This window comes from Parendozoicomonas sp. 2304DJ65-17 (genome assembly GCF_058148445.1).
On the sequence record NZ_JBYVJV010000001.1, the window covers coordinates 856,503 to 881,598 of the forward strand.

A 25,096-nucleotide genomic window follows, 5' to 3' on the forward strand; every position below is an offset into this window, starting at 1 on the left:
TGGAAATGTGTATTTCTCTGGAGCATCCTGCGATGCAACTTTATAGATTGTTCCCCGAACAGAAGTTTTATAGACCTCGTGCACACCTTCATGAAAACCAGGCAGGTACAACTGCATACTCCACCTATGGCTGTGCTGCTTATTACTCTTCCAATGAGTCCCAGAGAGGCATTTCCAGTGAGCGACCCAAGGTATCCGGACAGGAAATAGCCAACTCCTCCCATCGCCACCCCTGCAGCACCTGAAACAACCGTTATTTTTCGTTCTGATAGCTGGAGGCCTTGTTCATAGAACCACCCTTGTATCTGCCGCAGTCGATATTCGAAGGGGTAATATATTTTTGAAATACTCTCATTGATGATGGATCGTATGTTTTTTTCCAGAACCTGATCTTCACGTTGCTCTTTCGCTTGCTTATCACGGAGCTTCTTTTGCCTCCTTGCGACAGTTCTGGGCAAGGGTGCTTTGTCTGCTCCCATACGAATTCTGTATTGATAGGACATAAGTCTCTCTGAACCCTGTAAGAGAGACTTTGACCTGATTCAACAGGAAGAGTTTGTTATTTGTTCTGACATACTGCTCAGTACTTGATAAGACAAAGCTAGCCGTTGTTATGTCTTAAAGCAGGGATGACATTGGTGAAGTTCTCGTAGCCGCCGTCATTGGCGCACTATTTGGTTCTTCCTCTGGCTGGAGAGACTTAACGGCCCAGAAAGGCTGAGAAAGGTTGAAGGTGTTATCACTCACCGCCCAATGGCCAAATGTTGTTATCAACCTGTACTCCGAAGAACTCCTGTCGGTATGCACGGCAATGGCAATTGGCTCAACCCGGTAACCATTTCTAGTAAATAACACCGTCGCGTTTTGGTTTTCACCTCTATTCTTGATTCCCGCAGACACATGATAAATCTGCGTATCCTCCCCATGGTTTTCATCTCTGGCAATCCATCCCTTTCCTGCGGAGCTGACCAACCGGACATCTCCCCAGTGCACCCGGTTCTGAATACGTTCAAAACACTTCTTAAGAAACTGTTTTCTCTCTTTGCACCTATCTTGGGAGAGAAGTGTGTTCAGTAAATCTGAAGGGATTTCAAGCTTTTCCACTCTGGAGTCAGTAGCTGTTTCTTTTACAACACCTCTTTTCTTCACAGCTGCCGGTTGTGATGTCGGTTCCCTGCGCTTCTTGCCTGAATGTTTAGCCTGTGGTTCGGCTGGTTCACACTGCTGATATGGGCTGTATGCTGCATTCTCTGAAACACTTGTTACAGCTTTTAAATGCGCTCTTTCGCTGCGCCTACGCCTAATACCTTCTCTCAAATGATCCAAAATAGCTTTCTGCAAAACTTCAAAGACATAGGGGTTTGCCTCTCCAATATGCACCTGATCCTTTAAAGATAACTTCCACATTGCCGGGCGAATCAAGTGGTTCAGCAACCCATGTAACACCCCCGCCGTTGAAGCACCAGGCATTGTCTTAAGCATACATTCATAGAACCGGTCAGCTTTTTCATCAGGAAAAACTTCATCGATAACAGATTTGGCAACAGCAACCAGTACTCCTTCAGGCCCACCAGTGCGTAACAGGCGTGATGTTTGAGCAAGCAACTCATGGAAAAGAGAACCTGCATTTCCCCCTTCGTCTTTACTATCCAGGTAGTGAGCCAAATCTCTCTTTATTAATTCAGCGATGTAAGACAGCTGAGTATCACTGCTTCGATTCTTCAGGTTTGGGTGTTTATCAAAAATATCTTCCAGATATTCCGCAATGAGCTCCTGCACATGATTAATCTGCAAGCGCTCTCCTGCTTCGCGAACACTATCTTCAACATAGGTATTACGGAAAAATGCTTTCACTAAGGCTTTGGATTTATGGGCGCAGAGTTTCTTAAAATAAGGATTATCTTTCATAAGACTCATACCATGCTTAATGTCTCCAATTGAGCAGTGTGCCGATAGTTGACTGGACAGGCTTTTAATACCCTTATAAACGACAAAACCACTCAAGCTGCCAATGGCTCCACCCAGAAGTTGCCCGCCAAAGCTCTCTCCAAGAAATTTGAAAAACTGGGAACAGACACTTCCACACAGATAACCGGCATAACCAGCCAGCATTCCTGCACCAACAGATACTATTTTGATATTACGAGGAGAGCCCCACTGGTGAACGGTATTCATAAAGCTGCCCTTCAACCAAAGCCAGGACCTCTCCTTAAAGGTGTGTCGACGAGGAATTCTTATGACTTCAGTTCTTTGACGAATTTGTCTCTCTAGTCCGCGCTGCCGCCTTCTTTCCTGCTCCAGCTGCCTTCTTAAATCAGGCCCTATATATGGTGGTCGATAGTCTGGTGCATAACCAAATCCGTACGCCATGATCCCCTCCCATTGGCAATAATAAAACCATTGGACAGCTGAAAGGAGAAGTTAGGCAGGAGCTTTGATAACAAGACAGTTAGGCAAAGTTGTCGGGCCGCACATATTAAGCGCGAAGTTCTTTGGCAACTGAAACCATATTAGCCAGAGCGGCTTCCACCTCTGGCCAGCCACGGGTTTTCAGGCCGCAGTCTGGGTTTATCCACAACCGTTCGGCAGGAATTTTTTCCGCAGCCTTCAACATCAGCTGTTTCATCCATTCTTTTTCCGGAACATTGGGCGAATGAATATCGTAAACCCCTGGACCAATTTCATTGGGATAATGGAACTTCTCGAAGGCATCAAGCAATTCCATATCAGAACGGGATGTTTCGATAGTAATGACATCGGCATCCATTGAGGCGATATATTCAATAATGTCGTTAAACTCGCTGTAACACATGTGAGTGTGGATCTGGGTTTTGTCTTCCACTCCACTGGCAGAAATCCGGAAGCTCTGGGTTGCCCAGTTCAGATAGGCAGGCCAGTCTCTTTTCTTAAGAGGCAAACCTTCCCGTATGGCTGGTTCATCAATCTGAATAATTCCAATACCGGCTTTTTCCAGATCAACAACTTCATCCCGAAGAGCAAGAGCCAGTTGAAGACATGATTCTTTTCTGTCCACATCTTCACGGGGGAATGACCAGCACAGAATCGTTACGGGGCCGGTCAGCATACCTTTCATTGGCTGTTTTGTTTGCTGCTGGGCAAATGCGCTCCACTCAACGGTCATCGGTTCAGGGCGGGAAATATCACCAACAATCACCGGCGGTTTTACACAGCGACTGCCATAGCTTTGTACCCAGCCGTTAGCGGTAAACGCAAAGCCTTTCAGCTGTTCACCAAAGTATTCGACCATGTCATTACGTTCGGCTTCACCATGAACCAAAACATCAAGGCCAAGCTGTTCCTGACGAGCCACCGCATCTTTGATTTCCGCTTCCATAGAAGCCTGATAATCCGCTTCAGCAAGCTCACCTTTTTTGAATAATCTACGAACCCGGCGAATCTCTGTGGTTTGCGGAAATGAACCAATTGTTGTGGTTGGATACAGTGGCAGATTTAAAGCCTGCTTCTGAACCTGTGCACGCGCCTCATAAGACGAATGACGCTTATCCATTTCAGCACTGATGGCCTGTACCCGATTTTGAACATTCGGGTCATGAATACGTGCAGATACTCTACGCTGTTCAGCAACCTGATCTGAAGCTTTCTTCAAAGCCAGAGCTTTGTCGTCTGCCTCTCCATTAATAATTGCGCTAATAGCGGAAACTTCTTCACACTTTTGTTTTGCAAAGGCTAACCAGCCTTTCAGTTCATCATCCAGTTTATTTTCGTTGTCCAGATCAACGGGAACGTGCAGCAAAGAGCAACTGGGAGCAACCCATAATCTGTCCCCCAGTTTCTCTGAGGCAAACTGCAGGGTTTCAAGAACCTTACTGATATCTGCCCGCCAGATATTTCTGCCATTCACCACACCAACAGACAAAACAGTATGAGGCGAAACACGGTCCACCAGAGTGATGATTTCTTCAGGAGCTCGCACCGCATCAATATGAATACCAGCTACCGGCAAACTGGTAACCAGTGCTGCATGGCCATTCAAGCCACCAAAATAAGTCGCCAGAAGGATTTTGACCTTGGTGCTCTGCAAACGGTTATACACAGATTCCAAGGCCTGCTGCCATTCAGTGGGCACATCCAGAACAGCAATGGGTTCATCAATCTGCACCCACTCCACGCCCAGTTCCGCAAGTTCTGACAACACTTCTCCATAAACATTAACAACATCGTCCAGAAGTGTGAGCCGGTCGAAATTGTCCCCTTTTACCTTACCCAACCAGAGCCAGGTAAGCGGGCCAACAAGAACAGGTTTTACCTTATGACCTAAGGCCAGAGCCTCTTTGGTTTCTTCAATGATTGAGCGGTTAGAAAGGTTGAACGTCTGCCCTTTACGCAACTCAGGCACTATATAGTGATAGTTGGTATCAAACCATTTGGTCATTTCACTGGCCGCTGCAGGCTGACCGCTGGGCGCACGACCGCGAGCTATGCGAAACAGTGTGTCGATATCACTGGGATCGATTCCATCCTGGACAAAACGTTTGGGAACAGCGCCTAACATTAAGGAATGATTAAGAACCTGATCGTACCAGGCGAAGTCACCCACCGGGATCAAATCCAATCCCGCTTGTTGTTGAACGTCCCAATGCAAAGCTCTGAGTCGCTTACCCTCTTCAAGCAACTCATTTTGGGAAAGCTCACCCTTCCAGTAAGCTTCCTGGGCTTTCTTCAATTCCCGGTTTGCGCCTATTCTGGGAAATCCCAAATTGTGTGATACCGCCATTTTCCCTCCCCAGTGAAAATGTCTGAGTATTTTTCTGGAATTAAGAAAGTGTGGAATATCACTCAATTTGAATCAAACTCATTATTTTCAACTTTAAAGTGAGAAAAATTAATATAAAATCTCTACTAAAACAGATAACAACGAAATACCAACCATGAGTTCCCAGATTGGTTTAGGCCTGCATCACCTGAAAACCCTCCATGCACTCAGGCAAACCGGAAGCCTGGTTGAGGCTGCACGCATGCTGCACCTCACCCAATCAGCACTCTCCCACCAGATCAAAGAGCTGGAATCTCGCATTGACATGGAGCTGTTTGTTCGCAAAACCAAACCTCCACGTTTCACAACTGCAGGGCTGCGTTTGCTGACATTGGCTGATGAGCTACTTCCACAAGTTCGCCTTGCTGAGCAGGATTTACTAAGGCTGGCAGGAGGAGAGTCCGGCCGTTTGAACATGGCGATTGAATGCCATAGTTGTTTTCAGTGGTTAATGCCCACAATCGATCGCTACAGAGAACACTGGCCAGAAGTGGAAATGGACTTTGCCAGCAGCTTCAACTTTGCTCCTCTACCTGCCCTGTCTCGTGGAGAGCTCGACTTGGTTATTACCTCAGATCCCATGAACAGTCCAGAGCTGGAATACATCCCACTGTTCCAGTACGAAATGTTGCTGGCCATTTCCCGCCGCCACCCTCTGACAGAAAAAGAGTGGATTGAACCAAAAGATCTGGAACCGGAAATATTGATTACCTATCCGGTTGAGCACGAACGTTTGGCCGTGTTCCGGGATTTTATGGACCCTGCCAATATCGAGCCTGAAGCCATTCGCACCGTGGAACTCACACTCATGATGCTGCAGCTGGTTGCCAGCCAGAGAGGTGTTTGCGCTTTGCCAAACTGGGCTCTGGCCGAGTATTTGGATAAAAGCCATATCCAAACGCGAAAGCTGGGGGAGAAAGGTATCTGGTGCACACTGTACGCAGCCATTCGCACAGAACATAAAGGTCAGCCCTATATGATGGACTTTATCGAAACCGCAAAAGAAACCAGCTTTGCCCGGCTGGATGGTGTGAGGCCGGCTTAAAAGCAGTTAATGAGTAATAGGTCTATCCTTGTGACCGTTGATTCACGGTTCTCGGGTAGGCGTCCATGGCTTTGTATAATCGTTTGTTGCATTCAGCTTCGGTTGTCATCTGTCTTATTCTCAGCGCTACTCTGGTGGGCTGCCGGGATGAAAACACCAAACCAGAAGAGTTGCCCGTTGAACCACCGCTGGTAACACCACCGGAGACATATAAAGGCACTGGTGCAGATGGGATGGCTGAAATGCCACCTTCGGGTTTAACTATTCCTGGAGCAGAGAAGGCTCATGAAAAAGAAATAGAACAGCTGATAAAAGAAGAAACAGTTACCATTGAAGAAATAGATGCCGTTTTTCACTTTGGCTTTAATCAAGCCTCTCTCAGCTATGATGCCCGCACAGAATTAGCAGCTCTGGCTCCCCAGCTTAAAGCCATGCCAGGAACGATTATGATTGAAGGCCATGCCGATGAGCGAGGCACACTGAATTACAACAAAGGGCTGGGCATGCGCCGAGCACAATCTGTTGCTTCATTTCTTCAGGAACAGGGTATCGATAAAAAGCGTATAAAACTGGCAAGTTATGGCAGCGAACGGCCACTGACGCGGGGTAATGATGAAAAGAGTCACGCCCAGAACAGACGTGTAGAACTGTTTATAACATCAGAGAAGTAATGAACCAGCTATAAAGAAAGCCGTCAGAAAAGACGGCTTTCCATAATACCGAGGCGAGTTACTCTTCGCTGGCACTTTCTGTGCTTAATTCAGCTACAGGAGCCTGTTTTTCCAGTTCAGCAACTCTTTTCTCGAGAGCTTCAACCATCTCCCGGGTACGCTGAAGAACTGCCGCCTGACCTTCAAACTCTTCGCGGGTCAGCAGTTCCATCTTGCTGAAAGCATTGGTCAGAACAGCTTTGACATTCCGCTCAAAATCTTCTTTTAACGGCTGGCCTGGGCCCTGACTGACAATATCCTGTAGTTTTCCAGCAACGGTTCCGATAAAAGCTGCTTTATCAATCATAGTCTCCCCACATCCCGAATATTTTCTGGTACGCAGAATACCTAGGGCACATACCCCCGTCAAAGAACAATCCTCAGAAGGTAGGAGATACGGTTGCAAGTTTATCCGAAACTCCTAGACTTCCGATAAGTGAAATACATTCACAAGGACTGTGAAATGCCCCGTCGTCTAGAAGGTGGTGAGAAAGCTTCCGCTAACCCTCCTCCTGAGCACAATCACCCTCGTACTCCAACTGGTCAGGACACTTCAGGACGCCACATAACAGAAACAACCTCTGAAAAGTCCATTCCGAAAACTTTAAAAACAACAGAGCACCCGCAAAAAGAAAGATTCGCACATGTGCACCCCTATGATTCATCAACAGGGCTTCTATATCTGGAAGCGGCTGCAACCAATCCAGAAGGTTCCCCATCTAGCGAAAGTGATTCCGGTTTCTACAGTACTTCAGAAGGTTTGTTCGTTGCTCCTCAAAGTCACGCCTGCACGGCAACGCCAATGGATAGTGCTGTAGCTGATGCCGTCAGCTATGTCTCCGGAGAGAAACTCGAATCCCTTAAACAGCTGAAACAAAAGGGAGGAAGGAGCGAGCATTATTTTCTATGTCGTACCAAATCACAAAGCTATTTCATTAAAGTTTATGGATGTGACTCTAAGCCTGCTGATGAAAAGTTACAGCGATCGGAAGAGTTTAATCATCAAGTCGAAAACTTGGATCAACTTTTTCAGCAATACCTTCACCCGGGTGAAGTGGACTATGTTTTGCCTCGGCTTTCAGGTGTTATTAAATTTGCACCATCAAAAAGTGCATATATTGAAGTCCATGATTATTTACCCGGAGATAATATCGGTGAGATAGCCGGAAGATGGTTAGACGCTCCAGAAAGTACACCTAAAGAAGAGGTATTCAACGCTGTTAATCGTTATGGTCGCACCATAGGACATTATCAGCACCGCGCTTGCGAAGGTGAACATATAGATGCTATGAAGTACAACCTCCACCTTGAGGATCGTATTCCTGGTAATGCCATGTACAATCCAGAGACCGGACAGGTGGTATTAATTGATCTACTTGATAACCTGATACATGGTTCCCTTATACCTGCACGTGGTGAACTGAGGGTGAAATCCGATATCACTACTCAGGTAGTAGGGATGTTGAACGCTTGGAAGCTTATTACGCAAACATTTTCATGGGATGCTATTAACAGTCACTACAAATTGCTTACAGCTATTCAGGAGGGAGACAGTGACGAAATCAAACTGGCTTCAGAAAAATTGGAAAAGGCTTTAGATTCTATTCCCAGAAAAGATAGAGAACATATTACCAACTGCTTTGAGTTGATTGATGAATTTTTGAAAGGGTATGCAGAAGCTAACCCTCGATTCCCACTGGAAGTATTGCAACAGTATATGTTCGTCAGACTATTTATCATATTTACTGGTAGCCTTCAGAATGACGTAAGCCTGTTTTCTCTTGTAACTATTGCCAAGCAATTTGGCATTACCAAAGCAGACGATGAAACGCTAGCGCGGCTGTTTTCAACAGCCGGAGATCGTGGCCTTAAATCCTATTGGGAGAGTCGGTCAGGCTCGGAGTGTGACCTATGGCGTAAAAGTTTGGAGATTTTATTAGCGAAATAACTATCTCATACTGCTTTTGCAGATCGCTAAGATCTGCAAAAGCAAAATCCCTAGTTTCCAGCCACTATCCTTTACTAGTCATATAAGCTCGCCAGCCACCAAAATGAGTAATCTCTTCCGCACCTTCGATTCCACAAGGCTCACAGATAAAGCTGGTTACCCACCGACCATCAGCCAACTCAACCTTTCCCAGCCCTAACGGCGCAGGAATACCAGCTAGGAAACTGCCCACATGCTGCAGAGGCACTGCCCAGGTTTCCACTTCAATTACGGAATCAACCTTTTCATCCCTTACCAGCCCAGGGCGGAATGGAGGGCCGCCAGCTAAGGCATACAGCTTGTGGCCTGGCGCAGTAGTGGTTTTCGAAACCAGGCTGGCATTGCGCTCCTGAAGCTGAACATTTAAAGGCATTCCAGACAGATGCGCTCCGCATACAGCAATCTCCAGGCAACCTTCCGGAACAGGGTTTACTGCTTTTGGTTGCCAAGCAAAACCGGTAGCGCCCATTTGCTCCTGCTGGCTGGCTTCTACAAACTTGTGCCCAAGAGCCAACAGGAACTGATCCGCAAATGCTTGTGAGAAAAGGGTAATACCGAACGGCAATCCTTCCTTTGTAAATCCTGAAGGTACAGACAGCGCTGCGTAGTCCAGCAGATTCATAAAGTTGGTATAAGTGCCCAATCGGCTGTTCAGCTCAATAGGATTATCTTCCAACTCGGCAATGGTGTAGTGGCTGGGAGCTGTTGGTGTGATGATAGCATCCACATTCTCCAGAATCTGGTCAGCCTGTTGCTTCAGTGCCTGCAAACGATAGCTGGAAAGAAAAGCATCTGTGGCAGACTTACCCTTTCCCTGTTCAATAATGGATCGCGTGATTGGCAACATGGCTTCAGGGTTATCATCCAATAACTCTTTGGTAGCCAGATACCTTTCTGTTACCCAGGGGCCTTCATAGAGAAGAGCGGCAGCTTCCTGAAAAGGAGAGAAATCAATTTCTACAACCTCAGCTCCAAGCTCTTTCCAGCTGCTAACAGCCTGTTCAAATAAAACCTGATATTCGGTGTTACCAAAGAAACTTAACTGGTCAGCTTTGGGAACACCTAGCTTTAATACCTGAGGCAGGTTTGCTCTTTCTGCAGCGGATGCTTTTCGTGACCAAGGGTCTTCAGCATCATAGCTAGAAGCAATATCTAACAGCTCTGAACCATCATCCGGGTTCAGGGCAAAGATAGAAACACAATCCAGGCTGGCGCAGGCTGGCACTATACCTTTGGTACTCAGTAAACCACGTGTTGGCTTAACGCCCACCAGATTATTAAAAGCGGCAGGTACTCGGCCGGAACCGGCTGTATCTGTTCCTAAACTAAACGACACCAGACCTTTCGCCACCGATACGGCTGAACCAGAACTGGAACCACCGGAAATATAATCGGGATTGAACGCGTTACGAGTTGCACCGTAAGGAGAACGGGTACCAACCAAGCCTGTAGCAAACTGATCAAGGTTGGTTTTCCCTAAAGGAATAGCTCCAGCTTCCAGAAGCTTCTGAACAACTGTGGCACTGGTCTCTGGTGTGTAGACAAATTCTTCACAGGCCGCGGTGGTTGTTACTCCTGCCAGATCAATATTGTCTTTAATTGCAAAAGGTACACCGTACAGAGGCAATTCTTCTGGCGATTTTCCTTTAAGAGCATCCAACCAGGGCTGGATGTCTTCTTTGGAAAACAGTTTGATCCAGATATTGTCCTGCTTGCTTTCAGCAGCTTTGCTTAACAGTGCTTCGATCAACTCTGCGGGAGTAAAATCACCTTCACTGTAGTGTCGGCGAAGGCTATCCAGTGTCAGGCTTATATTCTTAATATCCATCAGGCAACCTCCTCCTGCTCTTCGCTCAGTACCAATAAACGTTGCCCGGCAGCTACTTGTGCCCCCTGATCCCGGGTTAATGTTTCAACAACACCGGCTACAGGCGCGGTCACTTCAATTTCCATTTTCATGGATTCCAGCACTACAACTGGCTGACCTTCTTCAACTCGATCGCCGGGTTTGACCAGCAGATTCCAGATACTGCCAGCAACATGGCTCTCTACCGCTACACTGCCATCGGGCAACAGGCTCTCATCATCGGACTGACCACCAAGCTCCTGATCACTCTCAAAGTTGATCTGCCCGGTTGCCACCCAACGTTGCAGTTCCTCATCAAAAGCCTGCTGACGTTTATCAGTAAACTCAGAAATTGTGTTTTCATTGTCTGCCAGAAAAGCCTGGTACTCCTTCAGGCTGAAAGAAGACTCTTCAACCTTCAAAGGGTACTGGCCGCGGGGGAAGTCCTTGCGAATCTGCTGCAGTTCTTCGGCACTCACTTCATAGAAACGAATCTGGTCAAAGAAACGCAACAGCCAGGGTTTTGAAAACTCTTTGGTTTGCCGATAGCGATTCCACATCTGCAGGGTTCGACCTACAAACTGGTAGCCGCCTGGGCCTTCCATGCCATACACACAGAGATAGGAGCCACCAATTCCCACAGAGTTTTCTGCGGTCCAGGTACGAGCGGGATTGTATTTGGTGGTCACCAGTCGATGCCTTGGATCAAGTGGCGTAGCAACAGGCGCTCCCAGATAAACATCTCCCAAGCCCATAACCAGATAGCTTGCATCGAAGACGATACGTTTTACTTCGTCGATAGAATCCAGCCCGTTGATTCGACGGATAAACTCAAGATTACTTGGGCACCAGGGCGCATTACTGCGCACTGACTGCATATATTTCTCAATAGCCTGACGACAAGCGTCGTCATCCCAGGACAGTGGCAGATGCACAATTCGGGAAGGAACGGTTTGATCTTCCAAGCCTGATAGTTGCGCTTCACCCTGTTCAAGAAGATCCAGCAAACTTTCAACAGAAAGCTGTTGGCTGTCGTAATGCACCTGCAGAGAGCGAATGCCTGGCGTCAGCTCTTTTATGCCAACAGCATTCTGTTCCTGCAGCCAGAGCATCAATGCATGAACACGGAAGCGCAGCTCAATATCCAGCTCTAGCGGGCCGTACTCCACTAGCAGATATTTATCACCAGACGGGCGATAAACGACTTTTACACCGTATTTCTCTTCAGATATTTCTTTCAGAATTGGGCTGGTAATACCGGACGACTCAAGAGCGCCTTGAGCACCATAAAGTGATTCCAAAACCCGATTCTGCTGAGTTTCAAACTCAACCGCAGCTTCCATGGAAACAGGGATAAAGCGAACCTTGTCTCCAGCCTTTAACTGCCCCATCTTCCAGCGTTCGGCAGAGATAATAGTTACCGGGCAAACAAAGCCGCCCAGTGACGGGCCGTCTGGCCCCAGGATAACCGGCATATCGCCAGTGAAATCTACAGTGCCGATGGCATAGGCATTATCGTGGATATTGGAAGGATGCATGCCTGCTTCGCCGCCGTCTGAGCGAGCCCATTCCGGCTTTGGGCCAACCAGGCGAACACCGGTACGGCTGGAGTTGTAATGAACTTCCCACTCGGCTTCAAAGAAGGTTGCGATATCTTTTTCGGTAAAGAAGTCCGGTGCACCGTGGGGACCACAGATCACATGGATATCCCATTCATTATGAATTACAGGCTTCAGGCTCTCAGGCAGGGTCGCGGCTGGTTGCTGTTCCTCGTGCTCAGAAACCTGTAATACATCGCCAGGGCGCAAAGCTCTGCCAACATGACCGCCAAACTGACCCAGAGTAAATGTAGACTTTGAACCCATATAATCCGGGCATTGAATACCACCGCTGATCAGCAGATAACTACGGGCACCTGCAGCTTCGACTTTGCCAACTTTCAAAACACTGCCAGCAACAACATTCACAACCTGCCAGAATGGAACAGCTTCTCCATCCAGCGTGGCTTTCATTTCTGCACCTGTAAGAACAATCTGGGTATCAGAATTAAAACGCAGAGTTGGGCCATTCAGGGTTATCTCTAAACCTGCGGCATCTTCCGGGTTATTCAGCAGGCGGTTACCCAAACGGAACGACCAGTCATCAAACGGGCCAGAAGGCGGAACGCCAATATCCCAGTAACCGGTGCGTCCAGGATAATCCTGAATAGTGGTCATGGTGCCACCTGCCAGCACATCAATGGTGTTTCCCTGCCACACATAACTGTTCAGCGTTCGGGTCGTTATTTCGCCTTTTTGGAATAGCTCACCCTGCAAGACTGAGCTGACATAACCGATATTGGTTTCAATACCGTAAAGTTCGGTGCTTTCCAGAGCATCAACCAACTGCTGAACAGCCTGCTCCCGTGTGGCTCCAGTAGTAATAACCTTTGCCAGCATGGGATCAAAGAAAGGAGAGACTTCCACGCCGGACTCAACCCAGTAATCAACTCTTACGTTGCTACTGCTTTCAGGAAATGAAACATGGCTCAACAGGCCGGCGGATGGCTGGAAGTTTTTAGCCGGATCTTCGGCATAAACCCGCACCTGAACAGAATGACCTTCAGGCTTCAGAGAGTCTTTCAGTTCATTTAAATGACCAAGCTCTCCCGCACCCTGCTGAATCATCCATTCAACAAGATCAACACCCCACACCTGCTCGGTCACACCATGCTCAACCTGCAGCCGCGTATTTACTTCAAGAAAGTAAAAGTCACTGGTCTTTTGGTCGTAAACAAATTCAACCGTGCCGGCATTTCTGTAGTTCACCTGTTCAACAAGGCGAACTGCAACATCCTGAAGCTGCTGTCGAATCTCATCGGTTAAGCCCGGTGCGGGGGTTTCTTCAATAACCTTTTGATTACGACGCTGGCTGGAACAGTCACGCTCTCCCAGAGCAATGGCTTTGCCCTGACCATCACCAAACACCTGCACTTCAATATGCCGTGCCTGCTCAACAAACTTTTCGAGGAATACACCACTGTTGGCAAAGTTGTTATCTGCCAGTCGTCGTACAGAATCCCAGGCTGCTACCAGTTCACCTTCATCAAAACAGAGCTGCATGCCGATTCCACCGCCACCAGCGGTAGACTTCAACATCACCGGATAACCAATCGCTGCTGCTTCTGCACAAGCCTGCTCTATAGTCTCAAGCAAACCTGTACCGGCCAGTAATGGAACACCAGCCTGTTCAGCCAGTTCACGAGCTGTGTGTTTCAGGCCAAAAGCGTTCATCTGCTCGGGTGTAGGGCCAAGAAACACCACACTGTTTTGTTCACAACGCTCTACGAAATCCGGGTTTTCACTGAGGAACCCGTAGCCGGGGTGAACAGCTTCGGCTCCGCTGTTTTTGATAACTTCAAACAGCTTGTCCTGATTCAAATAGGTATCAGCAGCGGCGCCTTCACCCAATGAATAAGCTTCATCGGCCTGTGAAACATGAAGAGAATCCGCATCAGCTTCGGAGTAAACAGCTACGGACAGAATGCCCATGCTTTTCAGCGTGCGAATTATGCGGGTGGCGATGGCGCCACGGTTGGCAATCAGTACCTTCTTGAACATTCTCTGCTTTGATTATGGTGGGGCAGGTCGTCCTGCCCTTCTTATAGGCAGCCAGAGGTCGTCCTCTGACTGTAATCTTTTACATCAATCCCAGATCAGCACTTCAACCGGAGTCGGGTTATAGGCATTACAGGGATTATTGAGTTGCGGGCAATTGGAGATCAGCGCAATCACATCCATCTTTGCTTCCAGCTCAACATACTTGCCGGAACCACTGATGCCATCTTCAAACGTCAGCCCGCCATCAGGAGTGACCGGCACATTCATAAAGAAGTTGATGTTGTGGGTAATATCACGCTTGGTCATGCCAAATTGCTCGTTCTGGGCAACGGCCAGCAACCAAGAGTCACGACAGGCGTGCATGCACTTTTTTCCCAATGCATAACGTACAGTGTTGGATTCTGTAGCGCAGGCACCGCCAAGAGTGTCGTGACGACCACAGGTATCGGCAGTGATTTCCAGCAGAGTGTTCCCTTCAGTGGACACCAGTTTGGTACCCGCTGTCAGATACACATTGCCCTGCTCGCGAATGGTATCGATGGCGCTGTAACGCTCGGTTGGATCCCAGGCACTATAGAACAGTGTGTCGGCAGCCTGATTTCCTTCCAGATCGAGAATACGCAGGGTCTGACCTTTGCCTACGGTATGCATCCAGTAATCACCGGCGGGGATTACTTTGCGATACATGGCATCATCGGGATTGAGAGTGCTTTCCTTAATCATTATTCCGCTCCTCAACCCTGCAAGTGATAAAGATCATTATTCTTAAAGCCACGCAGATTCTCCGGGCGACTGTTTTTACACTCATCGTTATCCGCTACCGGATTAGCCTTGAGAATCTGATAAGTAATGGGTTTGCGAGGGTATTCTGCAACCGGGTTCAGTGGATGCGGGCAGGTGTGAAACAGCACCAATGTATCCATTTCAAAACGCAACTCTACCGCATCACCTGCACGGGAATAGTTTTCCTGGTAGGTCAAACTACCTTTCGCATCAGGAGCCACCTTGCTGAACCAGTTAACATTGGCAGCCATGTCCTTCTTACCTAAACCGTATTTCGCCAGTTCAGTCAGAAAGCTATCAGTGCCATTCTGGTTTCGATCGTTGTGGTAATCCTGATAGGTCTTTTTGCCCCACTTTTCTTCCACCAAGGCACGGGAAGTATTACCGCATACAGTGTCATGCCAGCCCAGACTGTCGGACACAACAGAGCAGAAAATCCGCCCCATATCAGAGTAGAGACAATGGCCTTGAGTCAGCTTAAAAGTGTGCTGACACTTTAAAGTGTCCGGGGCGTTATAACGCTCCAGCAGGTTGGTTGGGTTGTAGAACAGCATGCCAACATTGGCGCCGCCCTCTTCATCAATCAGACGAAGGATATGGCCACGCTTCATGGTCAAAGACCAGTGCGATGCTGCAGGAATCTGATCCTGATAAAGAACCTTGTCGCTCTCTTCCGTTGTCATTCGAATTGTCACTCCAAACGTTACACAGCCGTGGGTATTGTTGTTCTCCCGGGCTTTTATCCCTCCGTGTAACCTTTGAAATGAAGTGTTGAAAAACACGTTTCAGAAAGGTCGATAACTCTCGGACCAGACACCCCATTCATTGCGTTTTATTGAGCAACGGGATCGGAACCCTAGTTATCCATTACTAATTGTCTAACACCACAGCCTGATTATTTTTGATCAGGCAGCTATTGCTTCTGCCTTGGTTTTTATCTGTTCCTGCAGCGATATCTTGTTTGATTTTTCGGTATACACATCGGTACGTTTCAGTGGCAAATCATAAGTCACTGTCGCGCCATAACGCTCTGGCTGTTCTGCATCGTGGCGAGTTTTATCCACAACCATCAGTCTGCTTCCCAGCCGGAAACCTTCTTCAAGGTCGTGAGTCACCATAAAGACTGTGACACCGGTTCGGTCACACAGCTCCAGCAGCAGATCCTGCATCTCCCGGCGAATACCCGGATCAAGGGCGGCAAAAGGCTCATCAAGAAGTAACACTTTAGGCTGCAGAATCAAAGCCTGAGCAATTGCCAAACGTTGCTGCATTCCACCAGATAAAGCAGAAGGATACTTATCCGCTGCGTGAGCCAGCCCAACTGCATTAAGCATGCTACGGGCTTGGGCCACAGCATCCTTTTTTGCCTGCCCAAACAATTTCCCCAGCCATTTACTGCGCTGCAGTTCCAACCCAACCAACACGTTTTCCAGGGCGGTCAGGTGCGGGAAAACCGAGTACTTCTGGAACACAATACCCCGGTCAGGTGCCGGCTCATTAGCCATAGGTTCATCATTCAACAGAACCTTACCGCGGCTTGGTTTTTCTGTGCCCAACAGCATGCGCAGCAGAGTAGATTTACCACACCCGGATGCACCAACGATGGTGACAAAAGAACCTTGCTCGATAGTGAAGTTCAGGCGTTCCAGAACAACCTGTCCATCATACTCCTGCCAGACATTCTTGAACTCGATCATCAGCGCACCTCCTGTTCTGCGTGATACCAGGGGTACATTTTGCGAGAGAACTGCCTTAAGAACGCATCCAGCACATAGGCCAGCAGAGTGATCCACACTACGTAGGGCAGAATAATGTCCATAGACATATAACGCCGTACCAGGAAGATTCGGTATCCCAAACCTTCGGTAGAAGCGATCGCCTCCGCCGCAATCAGGAACAGCCATGCAGCACCCATAGATAGACGAACAGCGTCTATCAACCGAGGCATAAGCTGTGGCAGAACAACCCGTACAAGTGTCAGCCAGGTTCCCGCGCCAAGGGTTTGAACCTTAACGATCTGCTCCAGCGGCATAGCCTGTGTACGCTGTTGCAGGTCTCGTACAATGAACGGTGCAACACCAAAAACAATCAACGCGACCTTCGAAACTTCTCCCAGCCCGAAAATAATAAACAGGATGGGAAGCAGAGCCAGTGGCGGAACCATTGAAAGCACAGTAACCAAAGGTGACATCTTTGCCCGAAACAACGGTATCAAACCGTTCAGGCTGCCAAACACCAAACCAATCAGGGCACTGATGGCAACACCAATCCCTAAACGTTCAAGGCTTGCTGCCGTGTCTTGCCAGAAAACATACTCACCGGTTCGGCGGCTGGGTTCAAAAGCCAGGCGCTCTATTGCTTCTCCCATAGAGGAGAATGCTGGCAGCAATTTATCTGCGGGGTTTTCTGCCAGACGCATAGACGACGCAGACAGATAAACCAAAAGAAGAACAATGAACGGTGCCAGCCCAAGGGCCACCCCGAGGGGGCGACCAGGGCTGATATTCATCAGCCGTTGCATAATGATTACAACTTACCTTCGGCGGCCATGGTCATGTAATCGTCATTAAAGCGCAGCTTGATGTTGTTTTTGTTACCAAGCACTTCACCAGGAAACTCCATACCGATAAAGCTGGCATCGGCAGCACCTTCACCCAGCAGACCTTTATCGAAGGAGAAGTTGCTTACGTGTTCCATAGTTTCTACCAGCTTCTTGCTGGCTGTAAACTTGGCAGCATCAGCAGCTTTGAAGAACATCTCAGTAGACGCCAGCTGGCTGTTGTAGCCGGCCAGATCGGTACCAGAAGCAGTTGCCATTTGAGTCAGAGCAGCCTGGTCCTTCTCAGCCATCAGACCCATGATTTCATACCAGGCACCCGTCAGAGCCTTACCCAGCTTAGGGTTAGCGTCCAGGGTTTCAGTATTCACAACCAACATGTCTACAATTTCACCGGGAATCATGCTGGAATCAAATACCTTGGCACTCTTTGGCGTTGATTCAATTTCGCTGAGCAGTGGGTTCCAAGTGGTTACAGCGGTCACATCGGAAGTGGACCATGCCGCTACCAGATCAGCATCAGAAGTGTTGACAACCTTGAGGTCTTTTTCACTCAGGCCAACTGAATCAAGAGCACGAGCCAGCAGGTAATGAGATACGGAAAGTTCAACCAGATTCACGTTCTGGCCTTTAATAGCTTCCAGCTTGTCAGCACCTTTCAAAACGATACCGTCGTTACCATTGGAGAAATCACCAACAACCAGAGCTGTGGAATCAACACCACCAGCTGCAGGAATTGTCAGAGCATCCATATTGGTCATGGTGCAGGCATCAAACTCACCAGCAGTGTACAAATTAATTGATTCAACATAGTCGTTAATCTGCACTACATCGATATCAATATCGTACTTATCAGCCCACTTCTTCACTATGCCGCTTTCATTACCGTAACCCCACGGCATCCAGCCCACATAGATTGACCAACACACTTTAAAGCTGTCTTTCGCCTGCACTGATTGTGTCCACGAAAGCAATGATACGCACACTAGCAGTGCAGCTGTGAGACGTGAGAAAAGAGATTTACTGTATTTATTATTCATGGAGGTCCCTCCCGGTTATACAACCCTGTTACCAACACCGTAATGGCACCAGACCCAGGTTGACTGGATTACATGGCGGGCCGTGGAGAATAATGGATAAAATATCCATCAGCGTGTGCAACGCCTGATCTCCCGGGCTTTTATCCCTCCGTGTAACCCCCTACTGCATACCAAGAGGAGGTCGGCGACTCTCGGACCAAACACCTTTTTTCAACTGCCATACAGCAATATAAAAACAGGCCGGAACCCTAGTCCCCTATTCAGCTGCGCATGGTAGTTAATTCACCACCAGCACTCTCCACAGCCTTCACTTAATTTGCACAACCTTATGCAAAGCAATTAACAGGCCAAAATTAAAGCCAAATTAACTGCAACAGCGACTACATAATCAACCAACAGGTGGCGATTATGAACACCAAATCAATCCACGAACGCGACAGGATTATTTAACTTTTCTTGTAGTTCAATCCAGCCGAAAGCCAATGTGTGAACCACGTCACAAAATAAGAAATGGTAATAATATTTAAGATACAAGACTTCGAACAACTATGAATAATGTCCGGTTTTGTAGTACCTGAGACATTAAGGCGGCGCACCCTTAAATATCAAACTGCCTGAATCAGGAAAAATTATTAGGTGTGTAATTACAATTTGGAGTTGGAGCGACAACTGTCGCTACAAAAAATAGACAACTAGGGTTCCGGCTTAATTTCTGCATAGAGATGCAGTGGAGTTATTAAGCGTCTGGTCCGAGAGTTGTCGACCGGTTAATTATCAAACTCTATAAAACGAGCAGGTAATTAAAGGTTACACGGAGGGATAAAAGCCCGGGAGATCAGGATCTGTCAGCAAGGAGTCTGGTGGTGTCTGCTTCATCTCCCAGAGTTTAGAAGTCAATCTGGAGTAACCATGTTCAAATCTTGCCTTGGCCGTTTCAGGCTCTTATCAACAGCAGGTGCATTTGCACTGATTTCTGCTTTCTCAGTACAGGCACAGGATCTTTCCCCTAAACCTCTGATCGATATCATCAACACCCCTGTTGGTGAAGTTAAGCCATCAGATACCATCAAGCTGCCGATGATCACCTGGGGCGGTGATATGTTCACCGTGAATGCCAATGGTTTAAGTAGCTCGACTCAGCCAGGCAGTATTTTTGATCAGGCTGGCCTGAAGGTTGACCTGGTACGTCAGGATGACTTCAAGCAGCAGCTGCGGGAGTATATTTCCGGTGAAACACCCTTCCTGCGCTGCACCGTGGGTATGTGTAATCAGGCTGTAGAGCTTCTTTCCCAAGACCCTCGCACCAAACCTGTTGTTATTTACCAGATGACCTGGTCGAAAGGTGGCGATGGTCTTGTTGCCAAGAAAGGCATTATGAAAACCCGCCAGCTGAAAGGAAAAACCATTTCTCTTCAGGCCTATGGTCCACACGTAGATTTCCTGACGACAATCCTTCAGCAGGAAAAACTGTCTATGAAGGACGTATCTATTAACTGGCAGCCAGACCTGACCCTTTCCAATGATGCTCCCCCTGCTGTGTTCGTAAGAGACGATATTGATGCTGCCTTTATGGTTCTTCCCGATGCGCTGGTACTGACCAGTAATCGCTCCACAGGCACAGGTCGCAGAGGCTCCATCAAAGGTGCCCGTATGATTACCTCCACAATGTACGCCAGCCGCATTATTGCTGATGTATATGTGGTTCGGAGTGACTACCTTAACGCTAACCGTGAGCAGGTCAGTCGTTTTGTAAAAGCAATGATGGCCAGTCAGGCTGACGTTCTTAGCAAGATGGACAACCTGAATTCTCCAAACCGCATAGCCATGCTGGAAACAGCAGCTGAACTGTTGTTGGATGACAAAACTGCCATTGGCCCAATGGAAGACCTGTTTCTGGATGCAGAGCCTGTTGATCTAGAGGGGAATATTCAACTGCTGCAAGACGACAGCTTTGAATTCAACCTGAAAACACTGAACACCAATATTCAGAAAGCATTACTGGATATTGGCCTGCTGCACAAAACTCATCAGCTTCAAGGTGAGGTGTGGGATTACAACCAGTTATAATTCCCACCTATAAAACGAATGAAGGGCAATTCTCTTGCCCTTCATCTTATACAACAATGGGCTTTAACCTACTTCAACCCGATCAACCTTCTGGAATCCACGAGGCAATTTGTTTCCTCGGCGACCGCGCTCACCGCGATAGTGATCCAGATCGGTAGTTTTCAGAGTCAGGTGTCGCTTACCGGCATAAACCGTCAAACTCTGGTGCTCGCCCAGTACAGTCATCGCCACCATAAACTCTTCACGGCTAGAGGCTCGGGCTGACGGAATATTGATTAGCTTATTACCCTTGCCTCGAGCCAGCATTGGCAGGTCTTTCAGTGGGAACAGCAACATACGGCCTTCGTTACTGATAGCCGCCACCATTTGATTCTCCAGGTCTTCAACCTTCACAGGCTGCATAACCCGGGTAAATTTCGGCAGAGTCAGTGTTGTTTTACCGGCCTTGTTTCGGGAAACCATATCGCTGAACTTCACCACAAAACCATAACCGGCATCACTTGCCAGAAGATAATGAGCGTTCTCATCATCAATCACCGCAGCCTCAAAGGTTGAACCCGCTGGCGGATTCACCCGGCCAGTTAATGGTTCACCCTGACTTCGGGCAGACGGCAATGTATGGGTAGCGATGGAATAAGTGCGACCAGTGGAATCGATAAATATTGTCGGCTGGTTACTGCGCCCTTTCACAGTAAAGCCAAGACTGTCACCAGATTTGTAGCTGAGCTTGGCAGGATCAATATCGTGGCCTTTAGCGGCACGAACCCAGCCTTTAGCAGACATAACCACGGTCACAGGATCAGAGCTCATCAGTTCAGTTTCGGAAAGCGCCTGAGCTTCCTGACGAACAGTGATAGCTGAACGACGGTCATCACCAAACTTTTCAGCATCGGCAATAATCTCTTTCTTGATCAGCGTCTTCATACGACGATCAGAGCTTAGAGTCAGTTCAAGATATTCCCGCTCTTTGTTCAGCTCATCCTGCTCGGCACGCAGCTTTTCTTCTTCCAGTCGAGCCAGGTGGCGCAACTTCAATTCGAGAATAGCTTCGGCCTGCTTGTCGCTGAGACTGAAACGGCTCATCAGTTCGGCCTTGGGATTATCTTCGTGGCGAATAATCTCAATAACTTCGTCGATATTCAGGAAAGCGGTAATCAAGCCTTCCAGCAGGTGCAGTCGGCCAAGAACTTTCTCAAGACGAAACTCCAGACGACGGGTAACAGTTGCCTGACGGTAAGTGAGCCACTCCTTAAGCATCGCATCCAGGGCTTTTACCTGTGGACGCCCGTCGGTGCCAATCATATTCATGTTGACCCGATAGGTACGCTCCAGGTCGGTAGTGGCAAACAGGTGATTCATCAGCTGTTCAACATCTACACGGTTAGAACGGGGAGTAATTACCAGACGGGTTGGATTTTCATGATCAGACTCATCACGCAGATCAGCCACCATTGGTAGCTTTTTCTTCTGCATCTGATCTGCGATCTGCTCCAGAACCTTGGCACCGGATACCTGATGAGGCAGAGCCGTGATGACAATATCGCCCTGCTCTTTGATGTACACCGCACGCATACGCAAGCTGCCACGGCCAGTGCTGTACATCTTCTGGATATCAGCAACAGGAGTGATGATTTCTGCATCAGTTGGGAAATCCGGGCCTTTAATATGGCCGCAGATTTCTTCCAAGGTTGCCTTGGGGTGTTCCAATAGATGAACACAGGCTGACGCCACTTCTTTTAGATTGTGAGGCGGAATATCTGTGGCCATACCAACGGCGATACCAGTGGTGCCGTTTAACAGCAGGTTGGGTAAACGAGCTGGCAGGGTTACCGGTTCATCGAGGGTGCCATCAAAGTTTGGCGTCCACTCAACAGTTCCCTGACCCAGTTCACCCAGTAGGACATCGGCATACTTGCCCAGACGCGCTTCGGTATAACGCATGGCAGCGAAGGATTTGGGGTCATCGGGAGAACCCCAGTTACCCTGCCCATCCACCAGCGGATAGCGATAAGAAAATGGTTGAGCCATCAGCACCATGGCTTCGTAACAGGCGCCGTCACCGTGGGGATGATATTTACCCAGAACGTCACCCACAGTACGGGCTGACTTTTTGTGCTTGGAACTATTTTTGAGGCCAAGCTCGCTCATGGCGTAAATAATGCGTCGCTGAACCGGCTTGAGACCATCACCAATATGTGGGAGTGCCCGGTCCAGAATGACGTACATGGAATAATTCAGGTAGGCCATTTCTGTATAGGCCTTAAGCGACTGGCGTTCGACACCATCGTCGCCGATCACGATCTGGTCCGTCATCAGGGTATCCGTAAAAGGAAAACTTCAGAGTATATAAACTTTACTGGCAACAAGTTTGCCAGCTTGGGGGGAATCTGTCAGTTATCACATTTGATTATGTACGGTGTTTACTCCCCTACCTTAGGATAAAAATGTACAAAGAACTCACCATATGAATATTGCCCGATACTCCACGAAGAGCCCCTTGGCTAATGTTCAGCAATTGCTGCTATTGAAAATCATGTCCACACTTTTCTTGATAAATATAAATCACTGCTGTCGTTTCATTATTTTATCCATCAACCAACAGATAGACATTACTATCACGATGTCAGTTTCTAAATGATATGTTAATTATTCGCTACCAATTATGTGAAAAATAAAAATGGTCAGGTTGCCTGCAAATCATAGAATGATTTGTGCTTCGGCAAAGAATAAATTACATAAAAAATAATAAAAAAGGTTAACCCTGTGAAATCTCTCTCAGCTACGTGTTTCCTGGCAGGATTCACGCTTTTCGGCAGCCATGCTGCTATGGCGGCAGACCAGGTCTGCTTCTACGAACACAATCACTATAAGGGCCGCTCTTATTGCCTGACTGGAGACAAATCTCGATTCACGTCCTCCATGAATGATCGGGTCTCTTCTATTAAGGTGTCAGGGCGGAGCTATGCAACTGTGTATCAGCATACCGGTTATAAAGGCGACACTGTTACTATCATGGAAAGTGTTCCTGATCTGGAAAAGCTTAATGACAACATTTCCTCTGCCAAGATTAGAAATAGACAAAGTAATGATTTTGCCTGCCTGTATGAAGATTCAAATTATAAAGGTACACCTGACTGCGCAGAATCTGGTCAGCAACACCGAAACCTTCCCGGGCAGGACTTTAACGATCGAATCTCATCCATCCGAGTGCATGGAAAGGCCAAGGTTACCTTTTGGAGGGATACCTGGCAGGGCAATATCCATTCAACAACACTGGTGGATGTACCCTCTCTGGATCGTATGAATGATGATATTTCTTCCTTTGCAGTCAGTCGTCGTAGCCATGATAACTATGCCTGTGTCTACGAACACCCTGATTTCAAGGGGACACCTTACTGTGTAGAACAGAACCAATCAGCAGGGAATCTCAGTGCTCTCCAGAATCGAGGAAGCTCAATCAAATTGAAGGGGCGGCTGAAAGTTGAAGGCTTTTCCCATCCAAACTTAAGAGAAACACGAACTCTGGTTAAAAGAAGCTGGCGTAATCTGCGCAGTAAACTGGATGGATCCCGTCACTGGAATGATGATTTTGATTCAATCAAAGTTTCTGCACTTAATGAACCCTGCCCAGCCCCATGGAAAGGGGATCAGTGCCAGTTCCTGGACATTCAACCAACGGTATCCGGTGTGGGGCTGGATGTACCTGGCGAATCTACATGGGGTGGCAGTACGGTAGTGGGTGAAGATGGCCGCTACCATATGTTTGTTTCCCGTATGACCAATCAGTGCGGTTTGAACAGTTGGCAGAAAAACAGTGAGTGTGTAAGAGCTTCTTCCAGCAGCCCAATGGGACCTTATGCCATTGAAGAGGTTGTAGATGGCACCTTCTGTCATAACCCTACGGCTTTACGTGCCAGTGATGGTAAGTTTCTACTTTACACAATTGGTACATCACAATCCTCCAGCAGTGAACTGCGGGACTGCAGCAATGGTGCTACCCGCAGTAAACCAAGCACTATTGTTCAGCTGGGTGCCTGCAAAGTACGGTTAAGCACAGCAGACTCTGTTTATGGCCCCTGGAGCGACCCTAAAACAATTTCCCGCCTGGACTGGCCCGGAACCTGCCCAACCAATCCAGCCCCAGTTATCCACAGTGATGATTCTGTCACCATGGTTTATCGCGCCGTGGATCTCGCAGATACAATCCTTGATCGTCGGGGCGTAGAAATGATTTACGTGGCTAAAGCCAATCATTACAACGGGACTTATCGTAAAGCCGCTGATGGAGCCGTTCTCAACAAAGAAGCAGAAGATGCTTTCACATGGTATGACTCTGGTTCAGGCTTATTCCATATGATTTACAACAACAAGTTTGTCGATGGCTGGAATGTAGGTGGGCATGCTGTGTCTTATGACGCAGTGCACTGGGATGATGATGAGCCGGTATACAGTCGCAAAATAGAGTTTTCCGACAAAGCCGACTTGAACAGTAATCGCCGTGAGCGCCCCCAGATTCTCCAGCTTGGCGATGGCAAAGCTGTACTATTCAATGGTGTTCGACCTTCCGGTAGCAATGACCGGGTTATCACCACGGCGGTCCCTATTGGTGGCAGTACAGAGGCAATTAACAGCCTACGCCCCTGACCTGAGCTAACTTCTACACTCTG

The 25,096-nt window shown here is 48.0% G+C and carries 17 protein-coding genes and 3 riboswitches; of the genes, 6 read left to right on the plus strand and 11 right to left on the minus strand.

Features of this window, described 5'->3' with window-relative positions; all coding sequences use genetic code 11:
- Positions 1 to 32: 32 nt before the first annotated feature.
- On the plus strand, positions 33 to 245 hold the full coding sequence (locus ACY2RR_RS03900; RefSeq protein WP_490106834.1) for a hypothetical protein: 213 nt from the start codon (positions 33 to 35) through the stop codon (positions 243 to 245).
- A gap of 373 nt (positions 246 to 618) precedes the next feature.
- Here ACY2RR_RS03900 and ACY2RR_RS03905 read toward each other — a convergent pair whose 3' ends face one another.
- Both ACY2RR_RS03905 and metE read right to left on the minus strand, forming a co-directional pair.
- The gene (locus tag ACY2RR_RS03905; protein WP_490106835.1) at positions 619 to 2,370 is read right to left on the minus strand and encodes a hypothetical protein; all 1,752 of its coding nucleotides are present in this window, start codon (positions 2,368 to 2,370) and stop codon (positions 619 to 621) included.
- A gap of 106 nt (positions 2,371 to 2,476) precedes the next feature.
- A complete protein-coding gene (gene metE / locus ACY2RR_RS03910; protein WP_490106836.1) occupies positions 2,477 to 4,756 on the minus strand; it encodes a 5-methyltetrahydropteroyltriglutamate--homocysteine S-methyltransferase in 2,280 nt (759 codons plus the stop codon).
- A gap of 154 nt (positions 4,757 to 4,910) precedes the next feature.
- Here metE and ACY2RR_RS03915 point away from each other — a divergent pair, with 154 nt between their 5' ends.
- The gene (locus tag ACY2RR_RS03915; RefSeq protein WP_490106837.1) at positions 4,911 to 5,840 is read left to right on the plus strand and encodes a LysR family transcriptional regulator; all 930 of its coding nucleotides are present in this window, start codon (positions 4,911 to 4,913) and stop codon (positions 5,838 to 5,840) included.
- Positions 5,841 to 5,905: 65 nt separating this feature from the next.
- Entirely contained in the window at positions 5,906 to 6,511 is a 606-nt protein-coding gene (locus tag ACY2RR_RS03920) for an OmpA family protein (protein ID WP_490106838.1), read from the plus strand.
- A 58-nt stretch (positions 6,512 to 6,569) separates the two neighbouring features.
- Here ACY2RR_RS03920 and ACY2RR_RS03925 read toward each other — a convergent pair whose 3' ends face one another.
- The gene (locus ACY2RR_RS03925; RefSeq protein ID WP_490106839.1) at positions 6,570 to 6,857 is read right to left on the minus strand and encodes an accessory factor UbiK family protein; all 288 of its coding nucleotides are present in this window, start codon (positions 6,855 to 6,857) and stop codon (positions 6,570 to 6,572) included.
- 156 nt (positions 6,858 to 7,013) lie between these two features.
- Here ACY2RR_RS03925 and ACY2RR_RS03930 point away from each other — a divergent pair, with 156 nt between their 5' ends.
- Positions 7,014 to 8,498: a hypothetical protein gene (locus tag ACY2RR_RS03930; RefSeq protein WP_490106840.1), complete on the plus strand. Its 1,485-nt coding sequence runs from the start codon at positions 7,014 to 7,016 to the stop codon at positions 8,496 to 8,498.
- Between the two features lie 64 nt (positions 8,499 to 8,562).
- On the opposite strand, the gene atzF is transcribed toward ACY2RR_RS03930, so the two are convergent.
- The 7 genes from atzF to ACY2RR_RS03965 form a co-directional block, all read right to left on the minus strand.
- Positions 8,563 to 10,365 carry an allophanate hydrolase gene (atzF, locus tag ACY2RR_RS03935; RefSeq protein WP_490106841.1) on the minus strand — a complete coding sequence of 601 codons (1,803 nt, stop codon included), beginning with the start codon at positions 10,363 to 10,365 and terminating at the stop codon, positions 8,563 to 8,565.
- The gene (uca, locus tag ACY2RR_RS03940) at positions 10,365 to 13,982 is read right to left on the minus strand and encodes an urea carboxylase (protein WP_490106842.1); all 3,618 of its coding nucleotides are present in this window, start codon (positions 13,980 to 13,982) and stop codon (positions 10,365 to 10,367) included. Before uca ends, atzF begins: the two co-directional genes overlap by 1 nt.
- Positions 13,983 to 14,066: 84 nt before the next feature.
- Positions 14,067 to 14,705 (minus strand): urea amidolyase associated protein UAAP2, encoded by a 639-nt coding sequence (locus ACY2RR_RS03945; RefSeq protein WP_490106843.1) that lies wholly within the window; start codon positions 14,703 to 14,705, stop codon positions 14,067 to 14,069.
- An 11-nt stretch (positions 14,706 to 14,716) separates the two neighbouring features.
- On the minus strand, positions 14,717 to 15,448 hold the full coding sequence (locus tag ACY2RR_RS03950) for an urea amidolyase associated protein UAAP1 (RefSeq protein ID WP_490106844.1): 732 nt from the start codon (positions 15,446 to 15,448) through the stop codon (positions 14,717 to 14,719).
- A 43-nt stretch (positions 15,449 to 15,491) separates the two neighbouring features.
- A riboswitch (guanidine-I (ykkC/yxkD leader) is annotated at positions 15,492 to 15,636 on the minus strand.
- Positions 15,637 to 15,670: 34 nt separating this feature from the next.
- A complete protein-coding gene (locus tag ACY2RR_RS03955; protein WP_490106845.1) occupies positions 15,671 to 16,462 on the minus strand; it encodes an ABC transporter ATP-binding protein in 792 nt (263 codons plus the stop codon).
- Entirely contained in the window at positions 16,462 to 17,286 is an 825-nt protein-coding gene (locus tag ACY2RR_RS03960; protein ID WP_490106846.1) for an ABC transporter permease, read from the minus strand. The genes ACY2RR_RS03955 and ACY2RR_RS03960 overlap by 1 nt, the downstream gene beginning before the upstream one ends.
- Before the next feature lie 5 nt (positions 17,287 to 17,291).
- Entirely contained in the window at positions 17,292 to 18,362 is a 1,071-nt protein-coding gene (locus ACY2RR_RS03965; RefSeq protein ID WP_490106847.1) for a putative urea ABC transporter substrate-binding protein, read from the minus strand.
- Between the two features lie 127 nt (positions 18,363 to 18,489).
- A riboswitch (guanidine-I (ykkC/yxkD leader) is annotated at positions 18,490 to 18,625 on the minus strand.
- 418 nt (positions 18,626 to 19,043) lie between these two features.
- Positions 19,044 to 19,198: riboswitch (guanidine-I (ykkC/yxkD leader) on the plus strand.
- A 73-nt stretch (positions 19,199 to 19,271) separates the two neighbouring features.
- Between ACY2RR_RS03965 and ACY2RR_RS03970 the strand changes: the two genes are divergently transcribed.
- On the plus strand, positions 19,272 to 20,429 hold the full coding sequence (locus ACY2RR_RS03970; RefSeq protein ID WP_490106848.1) for an ABC transporter substrate-binding protein: 1,158 nt from the start codon (positions 19,272 to 19,274) through the stop codon (positions 20,427 to 20,429).
- A 63-nt stretch (positions 20,430 to 20,492) separates the two neighbouring features.
- Here the strand turns inward: ACY2RR_RS03970 and parC are convergent, their stop codons facing one another.
- Positions 20,493 to 22,742 (minus strand): DNA topoisomerase IV subunit A, encoded by a 2,250-nt coding sequence (gene parC / locus ACY2RR_RS03975; protein WP_490106849.1) that lies wholly within the window; start codon positions 22,740 to 22,742, stop codon positions 20,493 to 20,495.
- A 450-nt stretch (positions 22,743 to 23,192) separates the two neighbouring features.
- Between parC and ACY2RR_RS03980 the strand changes: the two genes are divergently transcribed.
- Positions 23,193 to 25,073: a peptidase inhibitor family I36 protein gene (locus ACY2RR_RS03980; protein ID WP_490106850.1), complete on the plus strand. Its 1,881-nt coding sequence runs from the start codon at positions 23,193 to 23,195 to the stop codon at positions 25,071 to 25,073.
- The last annotated feature ends 23 nt before the right edge of the window (positions 25,074 to 25,096 follow it).

Coding starts and splice junctions, on each gene's coding strand:
- ACY2RR_RS03900 (WP_490106834.1), top strand. CDS start 33: ATGCAACTTTATAGATTGTTCCCCGAACAGAAGTTTTATAGACCTCGT.
- ACY2RR_RS03905 (WP_490106835.1), bottom strand. CDS start 2,370: ATGGCGTACGGATTTGGTTATGCACCAGACTATCGACCACCATATATA.
- metE (WP_490106836.1), bottom strand. CDS start 4,756: ATGGCGGTATCACACAATTTGGGATTTCCCAGAATAGGCGCAAACCGG.
- ACY2RR_RS03915 (WP_490106837.1), top strand. CDS start 4,911: ATGAGTTCCCAGATTGGTTTAGGCCTGCATCACCTGAAAACCCTCCAT.
- ACY2RR_RS03920 (WP_490106838.1), top strand. CDS start 5,906: ATGGCTTTGTATAATCGTTTGTTGCATTCAGCTTCGGTTGTCATCTGT.
- ACY2RR_RS03925 (WP_490106839.1), bottom strand. CDS start 6,857: ATGATTGATAAAGCAGCTTTTATCGGAACCGTTGCTGGAAAACTACAG.
- ACY2RR_RS03930 (WP_490106840.1), top strand. CDS start 7,014: ATGCCCCGTCGTCTAGAAGGTGGTGAGAAAGCTTCCGCTAACCCTCCT.
- atzF (WP_490106841.1), bottom strand. CDS start 10,365: ATGGATATTAAGAATATAAGCCTGACACTGGATAGCCTTCGCCGACAC.
- uca (WP_490106842.1), bottom strand. CDS start 13,982: ATGTTCAAGAAGGTACTGATTGCCAACCGTGGCGCCATCGCCACCCGC.
- ACY2RR_RS03945 (WP_490106843.1), bottom strand. CDS start 14,705: ATGATTAAGGAAAGCACTCTCAATCCCGATGATGCCATGTATCGCAAA.
- ACY2RR_RS03950 (WP_490106844.1), bottom strand. CDS start 15,448: ATGACAACGGAAGAGAGCGACAAGGTTCTTTATCAGGATCAGATTCCT.
- ACY2RR_RS03955 (WP_490106845.1), bottom strand. CDS start 16,462: ATGATCGAGTTCAAGAATGTCTGGCAGGAGTATGATGGACAGGTTGTT.
- ACY2RR_RS03960 (WP_490106846.1), bottom strand. CDS start 17,286: ATGCAACGGCTGATGAATATCAGCCCTGGTCGCCCCCTCGGGGTGGCC.
- ACY2RR_RS03965 (WP_490106847.1), bottom strand. CDS start 18,362: ATGAATAATAAATACAGTAAATCTCTTTTCTCACGTCTCACAGCTGCA.
- ACY2RR_RS03970 (WP_490106848.1), top strand. CDS start 19,272: ATGTTCAAATCTTGCCTTGGCCGTTTCAGGCTCTTATCAACAGCAGGT.
- parC (WP_490106849.1), bottom strand. CDS start 22,742: ATGACGGACCAGATCGTGATCGGCGACGATGGTGTCGAACGCCAGTCG.